Source organism: Streptomyces sp. R-07 (genome assembly GCF_049913175.1).
Classification (GTDB): domain Bacteria; phylum Actinomycetota; class Actinomycetes; order Streptomycetales; family Streptomycetaceae; genus Streptomyces.
Window position 1 is genome coordinate 8,147,699 of record NZ_CP183978.1, and the last position, 21,376, is coordinate 8,169,074.

The window sequence follows — 21,376 nt, forward strand, 5'->3', positions numbered from 1 at the left end:
CCGGTCGGACCGGCCAGACCGGTCGGATCGGACGAGGCTCAGTCCCAGGGGTTGTTGTCGCTGCTGCACGTGGTGACGGTGCCGGTGGCGGTGACCGTGGTCGTGCAGACCGGGGTGGTGTCCGTCGTCGTGCCCGTGGCATCGTCGGCCCAGCTCGCCTGGACGCCGGCGCCGGTCAGGATCACGATCAGCGCGGCGGTGACGGCGGCGCGGACCGAGTTGCGGACGGAGTTGCGGGCGGCGGCGGTGGTGTACGTCATCGGATTCTGCCTCTCGGTGGTGTGCGGCGTTTCCTTGTGACCACCACGTTAGGAACACGCGGATTCACGGCACCGCTCGCTGCCTTATCACCCCGCTATCACGGAACGACCCCCCGCCCGCACCGCTATCACGGGGCCTCGGGCCGCTATCGCCCGCCATCCCGCCCCGGGCGCCTCCCCGTCCGAAGGGGACGGCAGAGGGTTAGTGCGGGGATGCCCCCTGAATAGTCGCGTCCGGACGATGGATCCCAGCAGACGGAGCGGCGCAGCCCCCGGTCGGCGGCCCGACCGGGCTGGCGGCCGGAGGCCCGCCCCAACTCGACGAGCGGGAGCTTCTCATGACGACCAGTCTCTCCCCGGAGGACACCGTGACGGCCACCGCCGCGATCGGAACCCTCATCCGCGGCCACCGGCTTCGCATCGGCCTGACCCAGCAGGAGCTGGCCGACCTCTCCACCATCAGCGTCCGCGCCATCCGCGACCTGGAGAAGGGGAAGGCGCAGCGGCCGAGACCCGACACGATCCGGCTGATAGCCGACGGCCTGCGCCTGGGCCCCCGGGCCCGTACGGCCCTGGAGGACGCGGTCCGACGCGGACACCGGGGCGGCGTCGGCAGCCGGCACTTCGGCGCCGAGCGGCCGGCCCCACCCGTACCGCTGCACCCCCTGATCGAGAGGGACGCCGAGGCCACCGTCCTCACGGACGAACTGCGCTCCGGAGCCGAACGGCTGATCACCGTCGTGGGGCTCAGCGGCGTCGGCAAGACGAGACTCGCCCTGGAGGCGGCGGCCCGGCTGCACGACGCCGGCTTCCCGGTGCTGTGGCACACCGCCCCCGACGCGGTCGCCGACTGCCTGCCGGCCGGTGACGACCGGCTCGCCGCCCTGACGGCCGACTGCGCCGCCTTCCTCCACGGCGAAGGACCGGCCGACGACCTGGCCCCCGACCTGGCCGGCGCGCTCGGCGACCGCCCCGTGCTCCTCGTCCTCGACGGCGTCGACACCGCAGCGCTCGACTTCCACCGCCTGAGCCGGCTGCTGCGCGAGCTGCCCGGACTCCGCCTGCTCGTCACCGCCGACGAACCCTGGAACGTCCCCGGCGAACGCCTCTTCCTCCTCTCCCCGCTGGAGGCGCCGGACCCGTCCGACGGCATCCGGTCCGACGCGCCCGCCGCCCGGTTCTTCCTCAGCCGACTCCGCCACGTCCGCCCCGACATCGTCCCCGACGACCGCGTCCTCGCGGACATCGCGTGGGTCTGCCACCGGCTCGACGGTCACCCGCTCGCGCTCTCCGCGGCGGCCTCCTGGCTCACCGTCTGCGACCTGCCCACGCTGCGCGGCATCGTCGAGTCCGACCCGGCGCCGCTGCTCGACCACCTGGCCGACGGCCGGTCCGGCTCCCGTCTGCGCGAGCGCGTCGCCCGCACCCTCGCCGCGCTGCCCGAGGGCCACCGGGAGCTGATCGGCGCGCTCCGCGCCGCGAACGAGGACCGGTTCGTCCTGGAGGACGTCGTCCGGCTGACCGGCATGCCCCTGCCGCACTGCGGCCGTCTGGTCCGCGACCTGCTGGTCAGCGGCGTGATCCGGTCCGGCACGGACGGCGGCCGCTCCGCGTTCCGCGTGCTGTGCGTGGTCCGCGCGCTGGCGGCGGACGTGCCCGCGGTGACGACACCGTCCCCTTGATCGGCGGCACCGTACTCCGTGGCGTCGGTACGACTGCCGGAACCGCTGCCGCTGACTGCCTCCCGGCCGCCGAACCGCTGCCGCCCGACTGCCTCCCGGCCGCCGAACCGCTGCCGTACCGCCGGATCAACTGCCGCTCCCGGCCCCGGCCCACGGGTTGTATGGCGACTGCCCCGCCCGCGACCGCCCCACCGCGAACGCGCCACCCGCGCCCCTCTTCCCGTGCCGCCCCTCCTCTGTCGTGACTTCCACAGGAGCCCCTCATGCCGTTCGACACGCCCGTCGCACCCGCTCCGGCTGCCGTCCGGTTGCCGCTCTCGGTGGCCCAGCGTGACATCTGGACGGCCCATGCACTCGACCCCACCGGCGTGAAGTACAACGTCGCCGAATGCCGCGAGATCAACGGCCCGGTGGACCCGGAGCTGATGGCGGCCGCCTGGCGCAGGCTCGTCGAGGAGGCGGACTTCCTCCGCATCCGCCGCTTCGAGGACGACGGCGAGCAGGTGTGGCAGCTGGTCGACACCGACGCCGGCTCGCGCAGCCTGCCGTACACCGACCTGAGCGCCACCGACGACCCGGAGCGCGAGGCCTGGCGGACCGTCGACGCGCTGATCTGCGCCCCCTTCGACCTCACCGACCAGCCGCCGGTCCGCTGCGCGCTGATCAAGCTCGGTGAGGAGCGGTACTTCTACTTCTACGGTTTCCACCACCTGGTCGTCGACGGCGTGGGCGTCTCGATGGCCCTGGCGCGGCTGATCGAGCTGTACGAGCGGGCCGTCGCGGGCGAGCCCTGGGGCCCCACCCCGTTCGGGAGTCTGGCCGAACTGCTCGCCGAGGACGCGGAGTACCGGACGTCCGAGCAGGCCGCCGCCGAGCGCGCCGCCTGGCGGGAGCACCTCGCCGGAGCACCGGACGCCCCCGCGGGTCTCGTCCGGGGCACCGGGCGGGCGCCGGCGGCGCACGGCGGCCTGCCCTTCGCCCGGCGGAGCGTACGGGTGTCCCCGGCGGACGCCGACCGGCTCCGCACGGTCGCACGCGGCGAGCGCGCCTCCTGGTCCGTCCTGCTCGTGGCGCTGTTCAGCGTCTACATGCACCGCGTCACGGGGAGTGCGGAGCTGGTGATCGCCCTGCCGGTGACCGGCCGGACGTCCCGACTGGCGCGGAGCACCCCCGGCATGTCGTCGAACGTCGTCCCGCTGAGGCTCCGGATCCGCCCCGAGGAGTCGCTCGGCGACCTGGTCCGCTCGGTGGGAGCCGAGGTCAAGCACGGTCTGCGCCACCAGATGACCCGGTACGAGGACCTGTGCCGCGACGCCGGTGTCATCGACGGCTCCCGCCGCCTCGCCACACCCGTCCTCAACATCATGGGCTTCCACGCGGAGCTCACCGTGTGCGGCCACCCGACGGTCAACCACAACGTGAGCAACGGCCCGGTCGACGACCTCAGCGTCGCCGTGCTCGACCTGGGCGCCGCGAACGGCCTGCGCATCGACTTCGACACGCCGGTCGAGGGCGTCGACGTGACCGCCGTCGCCGCCCACCAGGACCGGTTCGCCGCCTTCCTCACCACCGTCCTCGCCACCGAGCGACCGGCCGAGCGCAAGGTCGCCGACCTCGACGTGCTGTCGGAGGCGGAGCGCGAGCTGCTGACGGGCCGGTGGGCCGGGCCGGTCGCGGACACGGTGGACACGACGCTCGTGGAGCGGTTCGAGGAGCAGGTGGCACGGTTCCCCGACCGGGTCGCGCTCATCGACGAGGCGGGTGAGGTCACGTACGCCGAACTCAACGCCGCCGCCAACCGGTGGGCCCGCCACCTGCGGTCCCGTGGCCTCGGGCGCGGCGACCTGGCCGGAGTCCTCTTCGAGCGCGGGACCCGCTTCGCCACCGCGCTGCTCGCCGTCCTGAAGACCGGCGCCGCCCACGTCCTCCTCGACCCGGACTTCCCCGACGACCGGCTGCGCTCGGCGGCCACCGACGCCGGCATCAGCCACCTCGTCACCCGTCCGGTCCTCGCCGAGCGCGTCGCCGGGCCCTGGGCGACCCACACCGAGGCCCCGGGCGAACTCCTGTCCCGCCACCCCGGCAACCTCCGCCTGCCGCTCGCCCCGGACGACCCCGCCTGCCTGATGTTCACCTCCGGCTCGACGGGCCGGCCCAAGGCCATCCTGTCCTCCCACCGCAACCTGGTGTCGACCCTGATCGGCCAGCCCTACCTGCCCGCAGGACCGGACCAGGTCTACCTCCAGTGCTCGCCGGTGTCCTGGGACGCGTTCAGCCTGGAGTTCTGGGGCGCGCTCCTGCACGGCGGTACGGCGGTCCTCCAGCCGGGACAGAAGCCCGAACCGGCCCTCGTGACCGAGCTGGCGCGCCGCCACCGCGTCACGACCCTCCTGCTCTCCGCCACCCTCTTCAACTACCTCACCGACGAACACCCCGAGGCCTTCGCGACCGTCACCACCGCCTTCACGGTCGGCGAGGCCGCCTCTCCGGCGCACGTGCACAAGCTCCAGCAGCTGAGGCCCGGCATCACCGTCCTCAACGGCTACGGTCCCGCCGAGGTCATGATCTACGCGACCACCCACACCATCGAGGCCGGGGACGAGCCGCACGCGGTGATCCCGATCGGCACCCCGCTGGTCAACAAGCCGGCCTACGTCCTGGACGCCCGCCTGAACCTGTGCCCGCCCGGGGTGACGGGCGAGCTGTACGTGGCGGGCGAGGGCCTCGCCCACGGCTACCTGGGTCGACCGGACCTGACCGCCACCCGCTTCGTACCGGACCCCTTCGGACCGGCCGGCGGCCGGCTGTACCGGACGGGTGACCTGGCCCGCTTCGACCGGGACGGACGCCTCCTGTACGAGGGCCGGGCGGACGACCAGATCAAGATCCGCGGCTTCCGCATCGAGCCCGGCGAGACCGAGGCCGCCCTCCTCACCCACCCCGCCGTCACCCAGGCCGTCGTCACCGTCCACGAGAAGCGGCTCGCCGCCTACGTCGTCGTGGCGGACGGGGACACGGACCCCGAAGAGATCCGCCGGCACGTCGCCGACCGGCTCCCCGAGCACCTCGTCCCCGCGTACCTGACCGCGCTCGACCGCCTGCCCGTCACGCCCAACGGGAAGATCGACAAGCGGGCGCTGCCGGCGCCGACGACGGTCCTGGGAACGGACCGTGCTCCGCGCGGCGAGACCGAGGAGATCCTGGCCGCACTGTTCGGCCGGACCCTGGAGACGAGCGGCCCGGTCGGCATCGACGACAGCTTCTTCGCCCTCGGAGGCCATTCGCTGCTCGCGGCACGCCTGACGAACCACATCGCCGAGGTGTTCGGCACGCGGCTGACGATTCGGGACGTGTTCGGGCGCCCGACGGTGGCGGGGCTCGCCGAGCTGCTCGGCCGGCACAGTGCCGTACGGGCTGTCCCGCCGCCGGTCGCGGGGGAGGGGGCCGGCGAACTCGTCCCGGCGTCCTACGCCCAGCGGCGGTTGTGGCTGCTGTCGGAGCTGGAGGGGGACAGCGCGGCCTACAACGTGCCGATGGCGGTGCGGCTGGGGAGCGTGCCGGACCGGACGGCGCTGGAGTCCGCGCTGAGTGACGTCGTGGAGCGGCATGCTCCGCTGCGGACGGTGTTCGAGTCGGTGGACGGGGAGCCGCGCCAGCGGGTCCTTCCGCCGGAGCGGGCGCGCGTCTCGGTCGACTGGCGCCGTGTCGACGCCGGTGCGCTGGACGGGGAGTTGGCCGCGGCGGCGGGTCGTGTCTTCGACCTGGCGATGGAACTCCCGCTGCGGACAGCGGTGTTCGAGCTCGGTGACGGCTCGGCTGTGCTGTCGCTTGTGGTGCACCACATCGCGACGGACGGCCTGTCGAACGGTGTGTTCTTCGGTGATCTGCAGCGGGCGTACGCGTCCCGGGTCGCCCGTGCCGAGGGGTCGGTCCTCGAGCCCTTGGCCGTGCAGTACGCGGACTATGCGGCCTGGCAGCGGCGGGTACTGGGTTCGGCGGACGATCCGGAGAGTGTCCTGGGGCGGGAGTTGGGCTTCTGGCGTGGGGCGTTGGAGGGGCTGCCGGAGGAGCACGGGCTGAATCTGGACCGTCCGAGGCCGGCCAGGGCTTCCCACCAGGGCGGTCAGATCGAGGTCGGGTTCGGCGAGGACCTCTTCGCGAAGGTCGCCGCCTTCGCCCGGGCGGAGGGGTGCACGCCGTTCATGGTGGTGCACGCGGCGCTGGTGGCGGCCCTTACGAGGCTCGGTGCGGGGACGGACCTGGCGATCGGTTCGCCGGCGGCGGGTCGCGGTGAGCCGGCACTGCAGGATCTGGTCGGGTTCTTCGTGAACACGCTGGTGCTGCGGACCAGCAGCGCCGGTGACCCGAGCTTCCGTGAGCTGTTGGCGCGGGTGCGTACGACGGACCTGGACGCCTTCGCCCACCAGGAGGCTCCCTTCGACCTCGTTCTCGAAGCGGTCAACCCCACCCGGAGCCTCTCGCGTCACCCCCTCTTCCAGATCAGCCTCGGCCTGGAGACCGACGGCGGCCCCGCCTTCGGGCTCAGCGGAGTCCGGACCGGACCGGTGGAGAAGTTCTCCAGCGGATCCGCCAAGTTCGACCTGGAGTTCTTCCTCCGCTCCGACGACGAGAAGGAGCTGCGAGCGACCGTCCTCTTCGCGGCGGAGCTGTTCGACGACGTCACGGTACGTCGGATGGCCACCGTCCTCGGCGAGGTGCTGGCCCAGGTCCTCGCCGAGCCGGGACTGCGGCTGTCGGCACTGGACGTGCTGTCGGAGGCGGAGCGCGAGCTGCTGACGGGCCGGTGGGCCGGCCCGCTGGCGGACGCGGTGGACACGACGCTCGTGGAGCGGTTCGAGGAGCAGGCCGCACAGTTCCCCGACCGGGTGGCGCTGCTCGGCGAGGGCCGCGAGGTCACGTACGCCGAGCTCAACGCCGCCGCCAACCGCTGGGCCCGCCACCTCCGGTCCCGCGGACTGGGGCGCGGCGACATGGCGGGTGTGCTGCTTGGGCGTGGGGTGGGGTTCGCGGCGGCGGTGATCGCGGTGGTCAAGACGGGGGCGGGTTACACGCTCCTGGACCCGGATTTCCCGGACGAGCGGCTCCGGTCGGCCGCCACGGACGCCGGCATCGGCGTCCTGGTCACCGATCCCGGACTTGCCGCCCGTCTGAACGGGCCCTGGGACACGGCCGCTTGCTCCTCCGAGCAGCTGAGCGAGCTCAGCGGAGAGAACCTCGGGATCGATCTGAGCGCCGACGACGTGGCGTGCCTGATGTTCACGTCGGGTTCGACGGGCCGGCCGAAGGCGATCTTGTCGTCGCATCGGAATCTGGTGTCGACGGTGAGCGGGCAGTTGTACGGGGAGTTCGGTGCGGGTGAGGTGTTCCTGCAGTGCTCGCCGGTGTCGTGGGACGCGTTCAGTCTGGAGTTCTGGGGTGCTCTGCTGCACGGCGGGGTGACGGTGTTGCAGCCGGGGCAGCGGCCCGAGCCGGTGCTGATCAGTGGGCTGTCCCGTCAGCACAAGGTGACGATGCTCCAGCTGTCGGCGAGCCTGTTCAACTTCCTCGTGGATGAGCACCCGGAGGCGTTCGACACGGTGACGTTGGCCTTCACGGGCGGCGAGGCGGCTTCTCCGGCGCACGTGCGCAGGCTTCAGGAGCTCAGGCCCGGGATCAGGGTCGTCAACGGGTACGGGCCGGCGGAATCCATGGGGTTCACGACCACGTACACCGTGGAGTCCGGTGAAGCGCTGATCCCGATCGGCTCGCCCCTGGTGAACAAGGCCGCGTACGTTCTCGACGCGCACTTGAAGCTGTGCGCGCCGGGGGTGACAGGTGAGCTGTACCTGGCGGGTGAGGGTCTCGCCCACGGCTACCTCGGCCGGTCCGATCTGACCGCCACCCGCTTCGTACCGAACCCCTTCGCGACGGCCGGTGATCGGCTGTACCGGACGGGGGACCTGGCGCACTTCGACCGTGAGGGCCGTCTGCACTACGACGGCCGGGCCGACGACCAGATCAAGATCCGTGGCTTCCGCGTGGAGCCCGGTGAGACCGAGGCCGCGCTCCTGACCCATCCCGCCGTCACGCAGGCCGTCGTCACCGTCCACCACGAACAGCTCGCCGCGTACGTCGTCACCCGTCAGCACACCGACCCTGAGGAGGTGCGTCGGTACCTCGCGGACCGACTGCCCGAGCACCTCGTGCCGACCCACGTCATCGTCCTGGAGCGGCTGCCCCTGACGCCCAACGGAAAGGTCGACAAGCGCGCTCTGCCCGAACCGGCCCCGGTCGCCTCCGCCGGTCGTGCCCCGCGCACCCCGCTGGAGGAGACCCTCCTCGCCCTCTTCGCCCGCACCGTCGACACCACCGCCGACCTCACCGTCGACGACGACTTCTTCCACCACGGAGGCCATTCGCTGCTCGCGGCACGCCTGACGAACCACATCGCCGAGGTGCTGGGCACGCGGCTGACGATTCGGGACGTGTTCGCGCGCCCGACGGTTGCGGGGCTCGCGGAGCTGGTGGCCGAGCGGGGTGCGGGAGGGGCCCTCCCGCCGCTGGTCGCGGGGGAGGGGGCCGGCGAACTCGTCCCGGCGTCGTTCGCCCAGCGGCGGTTGTGGCTGCTGGCTCAGCTGGACGGTGACAATGCGGCCTACAACGTGCCGATGGTGGTGCGGTGCGAGGGCGGCCTTGACCTCGGGGCGCTGGAGTCCGCACTGAGCGATGTGGTGGAGCGCCATGCTCCGCTGCGGACGGTGTTCGAGTCGGTCGAGGGCGAACCGCGCCAGCGGGTCCTTCCGCCCGAGCAGGCCCGGGTGTCGGTGGAGCGCCGGCGCGTCGCCGCCCCCGACGTCGCCGCGGAGTTGGCGGAGCCGGCCGGGCGTGTCTTCGATCTGGCGGTGGAGCTTCCGCTGCGGGCGGTGGTGTTCGAGCTGGGTGACGGCTCGGTGGTGCTGTCGCTCGTGGTGCACCACATCGCGATAGACGGCCTGTCGAACGGTGTGTTCTTCGGTGATCTGCAGCGGGCTTATGCGGCCCGGGTGGCCGGCGCCGAGGGGTCGGTCCTCGAGCCCTTGGCCGTGCAGTACGCGGACTATGCGGCCTGGCAGCGGCGGGTGCTGGGTTCGGCGGACGATCCGGAGAGTGTCCTGGGTCGGGAGCTGGGCTTCTGGCGTGGGGCGTTGGAGGGGCTGCCGGAGGAGCACGGGCTGAATCTGGACCGTCCGAGGCCGGCCACGGCTTCGCATCGGGGCGGTCAGGTCGAGCTCGACCTCGGCGCGGATCTGTTCGAGCGCGTCGCCGTGCTCGCCCGCTCGGAGGGGTGCACGCCGTTCATGGTGGTGCACGCCGCCCTGGTCGCGGCCCTGACCCGGCTGGGCGCGGGGGTTGATCTGGCGATCGGTACGCCGGTGGCGGGCCGTGGCGAGCGGTCGTTGCAGGATCTGGTCGGGTTCTTCGTGAACACGCTGGTGCTGCGGACCAGCAGCGCCGGTGACCCGAGCTTCCGCGACCTCCTGCGCAGGGTCCGAACGGCGGACCTGGACGCCTTCGCCCACCAGGAGGCTCCCTTCGACCTCGTCCTCGAAGCGGTCAACCCCACCCGGAGCCTCGCGCGCCACCCCCTCTTCCAGATCTGCCTCGGCCTCGAAGTGGGCGGCGTTCCGCAGCTGACCCTGCCCGGCGTCCGTACCGCCGAGATCTCCGGTCTCACGAACGGGGCGTCGAAGTTCGACCTCGAATTCCTCCTCCGCTCCGACGACAGCCGGCGCCTGCACGGCGCGATCCTCTTCGCGTCCGAGATCTTCGACGAGGACTCGATACGCCGGATGGCGTCGGTGCTCGGCCAGGTGCTGGCTCAGGTGCTCGACGACCCGGCCGTGCCGCTCGCGTCCCTGGAGGTGCTGTCGAGCTCGGAGCGTGAGCTGCTGACCGGACCGTGGGCCGGAACCGTCGCGGAGGTGGGTGACGCCTCTCTCGTCGAGCGCTTCGAGGAGCAGGTCGTCCGCCGGCCGGAGAGCACGGCCCTGCTCGACGGCGACCGCGAGGTGTCGTACGCGGAGCTGAACGCGATGGCCAACCGCTGGGCGCACCACCTGCGGGCGCACGGTCTGGGCCGCGGCGACATGGCGGGTGTGCTGCTTGGGCGCGGGGTGGAGTTCGCGGCGGCGGTGATCGCGGTGGTCAAGACGGGGGCGGGTTACACGCTCCTGGACCCGGACTTCCCGGACGAGCGGCTCCGATCGGCGGCCGCCGACGCCGGAATCAGCCACCTCGTCACCGCGCCGGCCCTCGCAGGGCGCGTCGACGGACCGTGGCAGACCCACACCGAGGCCCCGGGCGAGCTCCTGTCCCGCAGCCCCGGCAACCTTGATGTGCGGCTCAGCCCCGAGGACCCCGCCTGCCTGATGTTCACGTCGGGTTCGACGGGCCGGCCGAAGGCGATCTTGTCGTCGCATCGGAATCTGGTGTCGACGGTGAGCGGGCAGTCGTACGGGGAGTTCGGTGCGGGTGAGGTGTTCCTGCAGTGCTCGCCGGTGTCGTGGGACGCGTTCAGTCTGGAGTTCTGGGGTGCTCTGCTGCACGGCGGGGTGACGGTGTTGCAGCCGGGGCAGCGGCCCGAGCCGGTGCTGATCAGTGGGCTGTCCCGTCAGCACAAGGTGACGATGCTCCAGCTGTCGGCGAGCCTGTTCAACTTCCTGGTCGACGAGCACCCGGAGGCGTTCGACACCGTCACCGTCGCCTTCACAGGCGGCGAAGCGGCCTCCCCGGTACACGTGCGCAGGCTTCAGGAGCTCAGGCCCGGGATCAGGGTCGTCAACGGGTACGGGCCGGCCGAGTCCATGGGGTTCACGACCACGTACACCGTGCATCCAGGTGATGCGGTCATCCCGGTCGGCGCTCCGCTCGTGAACAAGGCGGCCTACGTCCTGGACGCCCACCTGAAGCTGTGCGCGCCGGGGGTGACCGGTGAGCTGTATCTCGCGGGTGAGGGTCTCGCCCACGGCTACCTCGGCCGGTCCGATCTGACCGCCACCCGCTTCGTACCGAACCCCTTCGGTGCGGTGGGCGGGCGTCTCTACCGGACGGGCGACCTGGCCCACTTCGACCGGCGCGGTCAGCTGCACTACGACGGCCGGGCCGACGACCAGATCAAGATCCGTGGCTTCCGCGTGGAGCCCGGTGAGACCGAGGCCGCGCTCCTGACCCATCCCGCCGTCACGCAGGCCGTCGTCACCGTCCACCACGAACAGCTCGCCGCCTACGTCGTCGCCGACGGGGACACGCACCTCGGCGAGATCCGTCGGCACGTGGCCGGCCGGCTGCCCGAGCACCTCGTCCCCACCCACCTCGTGGTCCTGGAACGGCTGCCCCTGACCCCCAACGGGAAGGTCGACAAGCGGGCTCTGCCCGAGCCGGCCCCGGTCGCCTCCGCCGGCCGTGCCCCGCGCACCCCGCTGGAGGAGACCCTCCTCGCCCTCTTCGCCCGCACCCTCGACACCACCGCCGACCTCACCGTCGACGACGACTTCTTCCACCACGGCGGCCACTCCCTCCTGGGCGCCCGCCTCACCAACCACATCGCCGGTGCCCTCGACGTCCGGCTCACCATCCGTGACGTCTTCCAGCACCCCACCCCCGCCCGGCTCGCCGCGCACATCGAATCCCTGAAGGCCACGCCGGCGCGGAAGGCCCGCCCCGCCCTCCGCCGCCGCACCCAGACCGAGGCGGTCACCGAGACCGCCAAGCAGACCGCCACAGCGACAGAACGGATCAGCTCATGAGCCACTCCTCTCCGACCCCCGCCCCCGAGGACGTCGTCTGGGACCTGCCCGGCGACCTGCCGCACCGCCTGTCGCTGCTCGTGCTGCCGCACGCCGGAGGCAACGCGCACGCGTACAGCGCGTGGCGCGAGCACCTGCCCGCCGACGTGCGGCTGCTCATCGGCCAGTACCCCGGCCGGGGCGCCCGTTTCAGCGAGGACCTGCCCGAGTCCGTCGACGACCTGGCGCTGCCCGTGGTCGACGCCCTCCCCGCGGACACCGGCGCCCTGGTGGTGCTCGGGCACAGCATGGGCTCCCTGGTCGCCTTCGAGGTGACCCGCGCCCTGCAGGCCGTCGGCCGCACCCCGCAGGGCCTGATCGCCTCCGCGTGCCGGGCGCCGGTGCTGCCCAACCAGTGCCCGGTGCACCCGGAGCGGCTCGACGACGACGAGCTGGTCGCGGCCATCAAGGAGCGCGGCGGCACCGACGACGGCATCCTCGACGACGAGGAGCTCCGCGAGATCGTCCTGCCGTCCATCCGCGCCGACTTCGCCATCGACGACGCCTATCAGTGCACCGCCCCGGCCGTACGGCTCGACTGCCCGGTCGCGGTCTTCGGCGGGGACGCCGACCCGATCGTCCCGGTCGACCTGCTCGACGGCTGGTCCCTGGTGGCCGGACACCAGATCGTGCCCGAGGTGCTGACCGGCGACCACTTCTACTTCCAGCAGGACCTGCCCGGCTTCTTCGCCCGCCTGAACCCGGTCCTGGACACCCTGCGCGCCTCCGCCCCCAGCAACGCCTGACCGGTCATCAAGTCACTTACCCACCCGAGGGATGACGAGGAACCCATCATGACCACGTACGCCCAGAGCCCGGCCACCGCCGGCATCACCGTCGTCCGGGAGCCCGGCAAGCCGGCTCTCGTCGAGACGCCCGCCTTCGACACCATGGCGGAGGCCACCGCCTGGCTGTCCGCCCAGCTCCCCGCCGTCCAGGCCGAACTGCACCGCTCCGGCGCGGTCATGCTGCGCGGGCTTCCGGTGACGGACGCGGCGACGTTCGCCGAGGCGCGTGACGCGCTCGTCGCCCAGCGCGCCGGATACAAGGAGAAGGCCACTCCCCGCACCGACTTCGGCGAAGGGGTGTTCTCCTCCACCGACCTGCCGGCCGCCCAGCCGATCCGCCTCCACAACGAGAACAGCTACACCCTGGACTTCCCCGGCGTCCTGCTCTTCGGCTGCGTCACCGCCCCCGAGACCGGCGGCGCGACCACCGTCGGCGACATGCGCAAGGCCCTCGCCATGCTGCCGCAGGACCTGGTCGCCCGGTTCGCCGAGGCCGGCTGGCTCCTCGTACGGAACTACTCCGACCTGGCGGGCATGCCCTGGCGCAAGGCGTTCTCGTCGGACGAACCCGCGGGCGCCGAGGAGTACTGCGACGCCCACGCGATCGGCTACGAGTGGCTCGACGAGGACACCCTGCGCACCCGCCAGCGCCGCTCCGCGATCATCACCCACCCGGTGACCGGCGAGCGGTCCTGGTTCAACCACTTCGCCTTCTGGAACGCCCGCAGCCTCGACGAGGACGTCCGCGAGGTCCTCACCGACACGTTCGGCGCGGACGGCCTGCCCTTCGACACCCGCCTGGGCGACGGCACCGCCCTCACCGACGCCGAGGTCGACGCGATCAACGACGTCTACCAGGCGGTCACCCTGCGGGAGACCTGGCAGGCCGGCGACGTGATGCTCGTCGACAACATCCTCTGCGCGCACGGCCGGGAGTCGTACACCGGGGACCGGAAGATCCTCGTCGCCATGGGCGAGCCGGTCCAGCTGTCCGACTGCTCCCCGACCAGCGCCCCCTCCACCACCCTGTACGGAAGGTGAGCCCCGCCATGACCGCCGTCCTCCCCGAGCGCTCCGCCGCCCCGGCCTCCGCCCCCGCCCCGGCCTCCGACCCCGTTTCCTCGCCCGCCTCCGGTCCCTGCTCCCCGGGCACGTGCGTCTGCGGCTCCTGCGTCGCCGCCGATGTCGCTGCTGCCGGTTCCGCCGCCGCCCGTACCGCCGCCGGTACCGGTACGGCAGACCTGCTGGCCCGGCTCGCCACCGCCCCCGGCGGCCGCACCGCCGTCGTCGCCGGCGACGACCGCCTCACCTTCGACGAGCTGCGCTCCGAGGCCGCCGTGATCGCCGCCCGGCTCGGTGCCCTCGGCATCGGCCCGGAGAGCGTCGTCGCGCTCTGCCTGCCCCGCGGCGCCGCCCTGGTCACCGCGATCATCGGGACGCTCACCGCCGGCGCCGCCTATCTGCCGGTCGACCCGTCGCTGCCCGCCGACCGCCGCCGGTACCTCGTCGAGGACTCCGGAGCCGACCTGGTGGTCGTGGACGGCACGGACAGCTCCCCGGTCCCCGGCGCCCGCACCGTGACGGTCACCGAGCTGACGGCCGCCCCGAGCGGTGCCCCGGCCCCGTACACGCCGGTCCCCGTCTCCGCGGACACGCTCGCCTACGTCATCTACACCTCCGGCTCCACCGGCCGCCCGAAGGGCGTCGAGATCGGCCGCGCCGCCGCCTCCCTGCTGCTGAAGGAGCTGGAGGCGGCGGGTGCCGCCACCGGCGAGGGCTGCCGGGTCGGCTGGAACGCCTCCCCGTCGTTCGACGCCTCCGTCCAGCAGTGGACGCGGCTCTGCCGGGGCGACACCCTCGTCGTGATCGACGAGGAGACCCGCCGCGACCCGTCGCTGCTCGCCGCCTTCGTCGACGAACAGGCCCTCACCGACCTGGACATCACCCCCTCGCACGCCGACCCGCTCCTCGACCTGCTGACCGAGGACGGCGGCCCGCGCCCGCTGACCCTCCTCGTCGGTGGCGAGGCGATCAGCCCGGCGCTGTGGGACCGGCTGGTCGCCGCCCACCGGTCGGGCCTGCTCCGCGCGCTCAACGTGTACGGGCCGACCGAGTGCACCGTCGACGCCACCGCCGGCTGGATCGACGGGCCGGGGGAGCCGCACATCGGCGCCGTGCTTCCGGGGCTCCGGATGCGGCTGCTCGACGAGAAGCTCGTTCCGGTCGGACCGGGGGAGTCCGGCGAGCTGTACCTCGCGGGCCCGCGCGTGGGCCGCGGCTACCGGCGCCGGCCCGGCCTCACGGCGGAGCGATTCGTCGCTGACATCGCCGGTGACGTCGACATCGCCGACGGCGCCTCCGGCGGGCGCATGTACCGCACCGGCGACCGCTGCCGGCTCCTGCCCGACGGCCGGCTCGTCTACCTCGGTCGCGCCGACGGCCAGGTCAAACTGCGCGGACACCGCATCGAACTCCCGGAGATCGAGGCCGCCCTCACCCGGGTGGACGGCGTCGCCGAGGCGGCCGTGCTCCTCGGCGAGGACGCCGGCGGCACCGGCTGCCTGATCGCCTACCACCGCGGCGGGGACGCCACCGCCCTGCGTGCCGCGCTGTCGGACACCCTGCCCGCCTACATGGTGCCGAGCGCGTTCGTCGCGGTCGAGCGGTTCGCCACGACGCCCAGCGGCAAGCTCGACCGGTCCGCGCTGCCCACCCGCCTCGAAACCCCGGCGGACGAGGAGCCCCAGGCCGCCGGCACCGACAGCCTCGACGGCCGCGCGGAGGAGCTGATCGCGCGCGTGTGGACCCAGGTCCTCGGTGCCGCGTCGATCGGACCGGACGACAACTTCTTCAAGCTCGGCGGCCACTCCCTCCTCGCCATCAAGCTCGTCTCCCGCGTGCGGATCGAGCTGTCCGTGGCACTCCCGGTCAAGGCCGTGTACACCCACCCGCGGCTGCGTGACCTCGCCGCCCACATCGAGGAGCTGCTGGCCGCGCAGGATGCCTGACCGCAGTTCCCGACGGCAGAACAGTTCCCGTCGGCATAGCGGTCCCTGTCGCCGGTCCACCCGCCCGCCCCCGCCACTCACGAGGAGCAGCAACCGTGATCCCCCTGTCCTATGCCCAGCGTCGGCTGTGGTTCCTGAACCGCCTCGAGGGTTCCTCCTCCGCCTACAACGCGCCCGTGGTGCTCCGGCTGGGACCGACGCCCGACCCGGCGGCCCTCGAAGCGGCGGTACGGGACGTGGTGGAGCGTCACGAGGTGCTCCGGACCGTGTACCCGGCCAGGGACGAGGAGCCGTACCAGAAGATCCTCGACGACGCCGACGTGCGCTTCGACGTGGAGGAGTGCTCCGCGGGCGAGGACGTGGAGACCAGGGCGACGGCGTTCGCCCGGCTCCCCGTGGACGTGACGCGCGAACTCCCCCTCCGTGTAAGGCTGTTCACGACGGCGGACGGGACGGCCGTCCTCGTGCTCCTCGTGCACCACATCGCCACGGACGGCTGGTCGGTGGGGTGCCTGCTCGCCGACCTCGACACCGCCTACCGTGCCCGTGTCGAGGGCCGCACCCCCGGCTGGGAGCCGCTGCCCGTCCAGTACGCGGACTACGCGCTGTGGCAGCGGGACATGCTCGGCGACCCGGCGGACCCCGACAGCGCCGCGTACGAGCAACTCACCCACTGGCGGAAGGCCTTGGACGGCATCCCGGCCGAGACGCGACTGCCGGCCGACCGGCCCCGGCCCACGGAGCCCAGCCACCGGGGCGCGATCGTCTCGGCGAAGCTGGACGCCCGAACCCACCGGGGCCTCGCCGCCGTCGCGCGCGCCCGGCGGGGCACGTTCTTCATGGTGGCCCGGGCCGCACTGGCCCTCGCCCTGCGGGCCGGGGGCGCCGGCGAAGACATCGTGATGGGCACACCCGTGGCGGGCCGCCCCGAGGAGGACCTGCACGACCTCGTCGGGTTCTTCGTGAACACCCTGGCCCTGCGCACGGACCTCTCGGGGGACCCCGGCCTCGGCGCGCTCGTGGACCGCGTCCGCGAGGCGGACCTCGTCGCGTTCGCCCACGAGGACCTGCCCTTCGACCTCCTCGTCGAGGACCTCAACCCCGAACGGTCCCTCGGCCGACACCCGTTCTTCCAGGTCATGCTGAGCGCGCAGACCCGGCAGCAGGACGCGACCGTCCGGCTCGGGACGGTCCCCGCCGTCCTCGACGACGCGGACCTGGCCACTGCCAAGTTCGACCTGAGCTTCCACTGCCAGGAGACGCTGGACGCCGGGGGCGAGCCCGGCGGGGTGCTGCTCGGGCTGCAGTACGCGACCGATCTGTACGACGAGGACACCGCACGACTCCTGCTCTCGCTGTTCCGCCGCGCGCTCACGGCCTTCGCCGAACAGCGGGACACCACTCCGCTCAGCAGGATCGCACTCCTCACCGACGACGAGCGCGACGCCCTCGACCGCCGCCACCGTGCTCTCGCCGAGGCGGCACGGACCCGCACCGCCGACCGGCAGGAGCCGCACGGGAACGAGCGGACCGCGTCCCGGTCCGTGACGGACCCCCGCGAGGAGATCCTGAACGGCCTGTTCGCGGAGATCCTGGACCGCGACGACGTGCGCTCCGGCGACAACTTCTTCAAGCTCGGCGGGCACTCCCTACTCGCCGGCAAGCTCACCAACCGCATCCGCGGAGCCCTCGGCCTCCAGGCCGCGATCCGTGACGTCTTCCTCGCCCCCACCCCCCGGCAGCTCCTGCGCCGCCTCGGCCTGCGGGGCGACGGCCCCCGCCGCCCCGAGCTGCGGCCGGTGCCGGACGAGCGCCGCCCCGACCCGGTCCCCCTGTCGTACGCCCAGCGTCGGCTGTGGTTCCTCAACCGCCTCGAAGGCTCCTCCCCGGCGTACAACGCGCCCATGGTGCTCCACCTCGACGCACAGCCCGACGCGACCGTCCTGGAGGCGGCCGTAAGGGATGTGATGGGCCGTCATGAAGCGCTCCGGACGGTCTGTCCGGTACGGGACGGAGAGCCGTACCAGCGTGTCCTCGACGACCCGGAGGTGCGGGTCGAGGTCGAGATGTGCGCCGCGCGCGAGGAAGCGCGGGCGCGGGCGACCGAATTCGCCAGGATTCCGATCGACGTGACACATGAACTGCCGCTCCGCGTCCGGCTGTTCACGGTCGCGGACGGAACGGCCGTGCTCGTCCTCTCGGTGCATCACATCGCCACGGACGGCTGGTCGGTGGGCTCCCTGCTCGCCGACCTCGACAGCGCCTACCGCGCCCGCGCCGGGGGCCATGCTCCCGACTGGGAGCCGCCGGCCGTCCAGTACACCGACTACACCCTCTGGCAGCGTGAGCTCCTCGACGGCGAACACGGCATCCGCGAAGCCCAGTCGGCCTACTGGCGCAAGGCCCTGGACGGGATCCCGGCCGAGACCCGGCTGCCCGCCGACCGGCCCCGGCTCACGGAACCCAGCCACCGGGGAGCGGTGGTGACGGCCGAGCTGGACGCCGCGGTCCACAAGGCGCTGACCGGTGTCGCCCGCGGCCGCCGGGTCACCTTCTTCATGCTCGTCCGGGCCGCGCTGTCCCTCGCCCTGCGGGCGGCGGGCGCGGGCGAGGACGTGGTCGTGGGCACCGCGGTGGCGGGCCGGCCCGAGGAGGACCTGCACGAGCTCGTCGGGTTCTTCGTCAACACCCTGGCCCTGCGCACCGACCTGTCCGGGGACCCCACCCTCGCCGAACTGGTGCGGCGCGTGCGGGACGGGGACCTGGCGGCCTTCGCCCATGACGACCTGCCCTTCGACCTCCTCGTCGAGGACCTCAACCCCGAACGGTCCCTCGGCAGGCACCCCTTCTTCCAGGTGATGGTCAGCGCGCAGACCGCACAGGACACCGCCGTCCGCCTCGGCGGGATCGCCGGCGTGGCGGAGGGCGCCGACCTCGCCGGAGCCAAGTTCGACCTCGCCTTCAACTGCGTCGAGACGCACGACACCGCCGGCGAGTCCGGGGGAGTGCTGCTCGGGCTCCAGTACGCGACGGACCTGTACGACGAGGACACCGCGCGGCTCCTCCTGGCGCTGTTCCGGCGCGCCCTGACGGCACTCGCCGAGCGCGCCGGCGACACGCCCCTGAGCGAGATCGACCTGCTCAGCGACGAGGAGCGCCGGGGCATCGACCGCCGTCACGACGCGCTCGCGTCGGCTCTCGCCCTCGCCGAAGGAAGGCGCTCCTCAGCCCGGGACGGCCAGGGGGCCGGGGCGCGCTCCGTGGGGGATCCGCGCGAGGAGATCCTCCGTGGCCTCTTCGCCGAGGTCCTCGACCGGGACGAGGTCCTGCCCGGTGACAACTTCTTCAAGCTCGGCGGGCACTCCCTGCTCGCCGGCAAGCTCACCAACCGCATCCGCGGAGCCCTCGGCCTCCAGGCCGCGATCCGTGACGTCTTCCTCGCCCCCACGCCCCGGCAGCTGCTCCGCCGCATCGGCGAACGGGGCGACGGACCCGCCCGCCCCCCGCTGCGTCCGGTCCCCGACGCGCTCCGTCCCGCGCGCGTCCCACTGTCCGCCGCGCAGCTCCGGCTCTGGTTCGTGGGCCGCCTCGAAGGCCCCGGCGCCACGTACAACATCCCCGTGGTGACCCGGCTCCGCCACCCCGTCGAGCCCGCCACCCTGGCCGCCGCCCTCGCGGACGTCGCCGACCGGCACGAGGTGCTGCGCACCGTGTACCGGACGGCGGACGGGGAGCCGTACCAGCAGGTCCTGACCGGCGAGACGCCCGTACTCCAGGAGGTCCGGGCCGACGGCCCGGAGGCAGTGCGCGCCGCCGTCGACGCTGCCGCCGGATACGTCTTCGACCTCGACGCAGAGATCCCGTTCCGGGCCTGGCTGGTGACGGACGGCGACGGTGGCCAGACCATGGTGCTCCTCGTCCACCACATCGCCGGCGACGGATGGTCGACCGGCTGCCTGCTCGCCGACCTGGACACCGCCTACCGCGCCCGCGCCGAGGGCCGTGCACCCGGCTGGGAGCCGCTGCCCGTCCAGTACACCGACTACACCCTCTGGCAGCACGACCTCCTCGACGGCGAACACGGCGTCGCCGGCGAACAACTCGCCCACTGGCGCACCGCCCTCGACGGGCTGCCGCCGCTCCTCGCCCTGCCCACCGACCGGCCGCGCCCCGCACTGAGCGACGGCGCCGGCGCCCTCACCCCCTTCGAGGTGAGCGCCGCCACCCACCGCGCCCTGCTGCGCTGCGCCCGGGGCACGGGCGCCACCCTCTTCATGGTGGTGCAGGCCGCCCTCGCCACCCTCCTCACCCGGCACGGCGCGGGCACCGACATCGCGATCGGCACCACCGTCGCCGGCCGCGCGGACGACGCCCTGCACCCGCTCGTCGGCTTCTTCGTCAACACCCTCGTCCTGCGCACCGACACCTCCGGCGACCCCGCCTTCACCGACCTGGTGCACCGGGTCCGCGAGTCCGGACTCGCCGCCTACAGCCACCAGGACCTCCCCTTCGACCGGCTCGTCGAACACCTCAGCCCGCACCGCTCCGCCGCCCACGCCCCGCTCGTCCAGGTGATGCTCCAGGTCCACGCGGCGGCCACCGGGACCGCGGCCCCGTCCGTACTGGACGGCGAACCGGTCGCGTTCAGCGCGGCGGGCGCCAAGTCCGACCTCACCTTCGCCCTCACCGAACTCGTCGACGCCGACGGGGGACCGGCCGGCCTGCGGGGCGCCCTGGAGTACGCCACCGCGCTCTACGACGCCGACACCGCCGCCCTCCTGGCCCGCCGTCTGACCGAGACCCTCGACGCGTTCGCCGCCGACCCCGGCGCCGCGCTCTCCGGGACGCCGTACGGCGGCGCGGCGGTCCCCGGCGGGCGCGAGCTCGTCGTGGACGAGCGGGGACGACCCGCGCCGGTACGGGTACCCGGCGAGGTCCACGAACGGACCCCCGGCGGCGGCCTGCGCGCCACCGGCCGGAGGGCCTACGCCACGGCCGACGGGGCACTGCGGCTCGTGGCCACCCTCACCGCGGGCGGCTACGCGGTGGAGCCCCGACACGTCGAGGACGTCCTCGGCCGGCATCCCGACGTGACCGGAGCGTCCGTCGCCGTCCGCGACGACCGGCTCCACGCCTACGTCACCCGCGTCCCCGGGGGAGCCGACGAGGCGACGCTGCGCGGCTGGGCCGCCGAGCGGCTGCCCGAGTACCTGGCCCCGGCCCGCGTCGTCGCCGTGCCCCGACTGCCCGCACCCGGCGAACACGCCGATGCCCTTCCCGAGTCGGCGACGCCGGGCGCGGAGGCGGGCCCGGACGGGCGGGAGGAACGCCTCCTCAGGGTCTTCCGGGACGTCCTCGGCGGCCGCCCCGTCGGCCGGGACGACAACTTCTTCAAGTCGGGCGGGCACTCGCTGCTCGCGGTGCGGCTGCTCAACCGGATCCGCGCGGAATTCGGCCAGGACCTCACGCTGCGGGACGTCTTCCGCAACCCGACGGCGGCGGCGCTGGCCCTCCGCCTGGCCGCGGCGGACGCCGACGCGGCCGCTGAGGGGTCCCCTGACGGGTCCGGGTCCGCCGCGGTGCCGGCCCGCCCGCCGGCCGCCCCGGCCCTGCGCCGCCGCACGGCCGCGGGGGCCCGCCGACCCGGCTGACGCCCCCGTTGTGGGCAGGCGTTCCGCCGGGGCGATGGGGGTCCGCCCTGCTCGAGCGGAGCCGAGAGCTTGGGGGAGGGTGGGCACGACGGACGGCGCCCTTGCCGGCGCCAGAAGCTTCCACGACCTGACCCGCACCCCTTGGTGTGCCGCTCTCGTGGTG

At 73.4% G+C, this 21,376-nt stretch carries 7 protein-coding genes; 6 read left to right on the forward strand and 1 reads right to left on the reverse strand.

Annotated elements, in window-relative coordinates:
* Nucleotides 1–38: 38 nt before the first annotated feature.
* Entirely contained in the window at nt 39–260 is a 222-nt protein-coding gene (locus ACN9M0_RS37200; protein WP_366040514.1) for a hypothetical protein, read from the reverse strand.
* Between the two features lie 338 nt (nt 261–598).
* Between ACN9M0_RS37200 and ACN9M0_RS37205 the strand changes: the two genes are divergently transcribed.
* From ACN9M0_RS37205 to ACN9M0_RS37230, 6 genes are all read left to right on the forward strand, one after another.
* On the forward strand, nt 599–1,942 hold the full coding sequence (locus ACN9M0_RS37205) for a helix-turn-helix domain-containing protein (RefSeq protein WP_426405083.1): 1,344 nt from the start codon (nt 599–601) through the stop codon (nt 1,940–1,942).
* 263 nt (nt 1,943–2,205) lie between these two features.
* The gene (locus ACN9M0_RS37210; RefSeq protein ID WP_426405084.1) at nt 2,206–11,727 is read left to right on the forward strand and encodes an amino acid adenylation domain-containing protein; all 9,522 of its coding nucleotides are present in this window, start codon (nt 2,206–2,208) and stop codon (nt 11,725–11,727) included.
* Nucleotides 11,724–12,512 (forward strand): thioesterase II family protein, encoded by a 789-nt coding sequence (locus tag ACN9M0_RS37215; protein ID WP_366042745.1) that lies wholly within the window; start codon nt 11,724–11,726, stop codon nt 12,510–12,512. The genes ACN9M0_RS37210 and ACN9M0_RS37215 overlap by 4 nt, the downstream gene beginning before the upstream one ends.
* Nucleotides 12,513–12,560: 48 nt before the next feature.
* Complete coding sequence (locus ACN9M0_RS37220) at nt 12,561–13,595, forward strand: TauD/TfdA family dioxygenase (protein WP_366042744.1); 1,035 nt, start codon at nt 12,561–12,563, stop codon at nt 13,593–13,595.
* Between the two features lie 8 nt (nt 13,596–13,603).
* Nucleotides 13,604–15,562, forward strand: a complete 1,959-nt coding sequence (locus ACN9M0_RS37225) for a non-ribosomal peptide synthetase (protein WP_426405085.1) — start codon at nt 13,604–13,606, stop codon at nt 15,560–15,562.
* A gap of 95 nt (nt 15,563–15,657) precedes the next feature.
* Nucleotides 15,658–21,213, forward strand: coding sequence for a condensation domain-containing protein (locus ACN9M0_RS37230; protein WP_426405086.1), 5,556 nt, complete (start codon nt 15,658–15,660; stop codon nt 21,211–21,213).
* Nucleotides 21,214–21,376 lie beyond the last annotated feature (163 nt).

What these genes read in the sequence shown, in the direction of transcription:
- ACN9M0_RS37220 (WP_366042744.1), top strand. Translation starts at nt 12,561, where the DNA reads ATGACCACGTACGCCCAGAGCCCGGCCACCGCCGGCATCACCGTCGTC.
- ACN9M0_RS37215 (WP_366042745.1), top strand. Translation starts at nt 11,724, where the DNA reads ATGAGCCACTCCTCTCCGACCCCCGCCCCCGAGGACGTCGTCTGGGAC.
- ACN9M0_RS37210 (WP_426405084.1), top strand. Translation starts at nt 2,206, where the DNA reads ATGCCGTTCGACACGCCCGTCGCACCCGCTCCGGCTGCCGTCCGGTTG.
- ACN9M0_RS37225 (WP_426405085.1), top strand. Translation starts at nt 13,604, where the DNA reads ATGACCGCCGTCCTCCCCGAGCGCTCCGCCGCCCCGGCCTCCGCCCCC.
- ACN9M0_RS37200 (WP_366040514.1), bottom strand. Translation starts at nt 260, where the DNA reads ATGACGTACACCACCGCCGCCGCCCGCAACTCCGTCCGCAACTCGGTC.
- ACN9M0_RS37205 (WP_426405083.1), top strand. Translation starts at nt 599, where the DNA reads ATGACGACCAGTCTCTCCCCGGAGGACACCGTGACGGCCACCGCCGCG.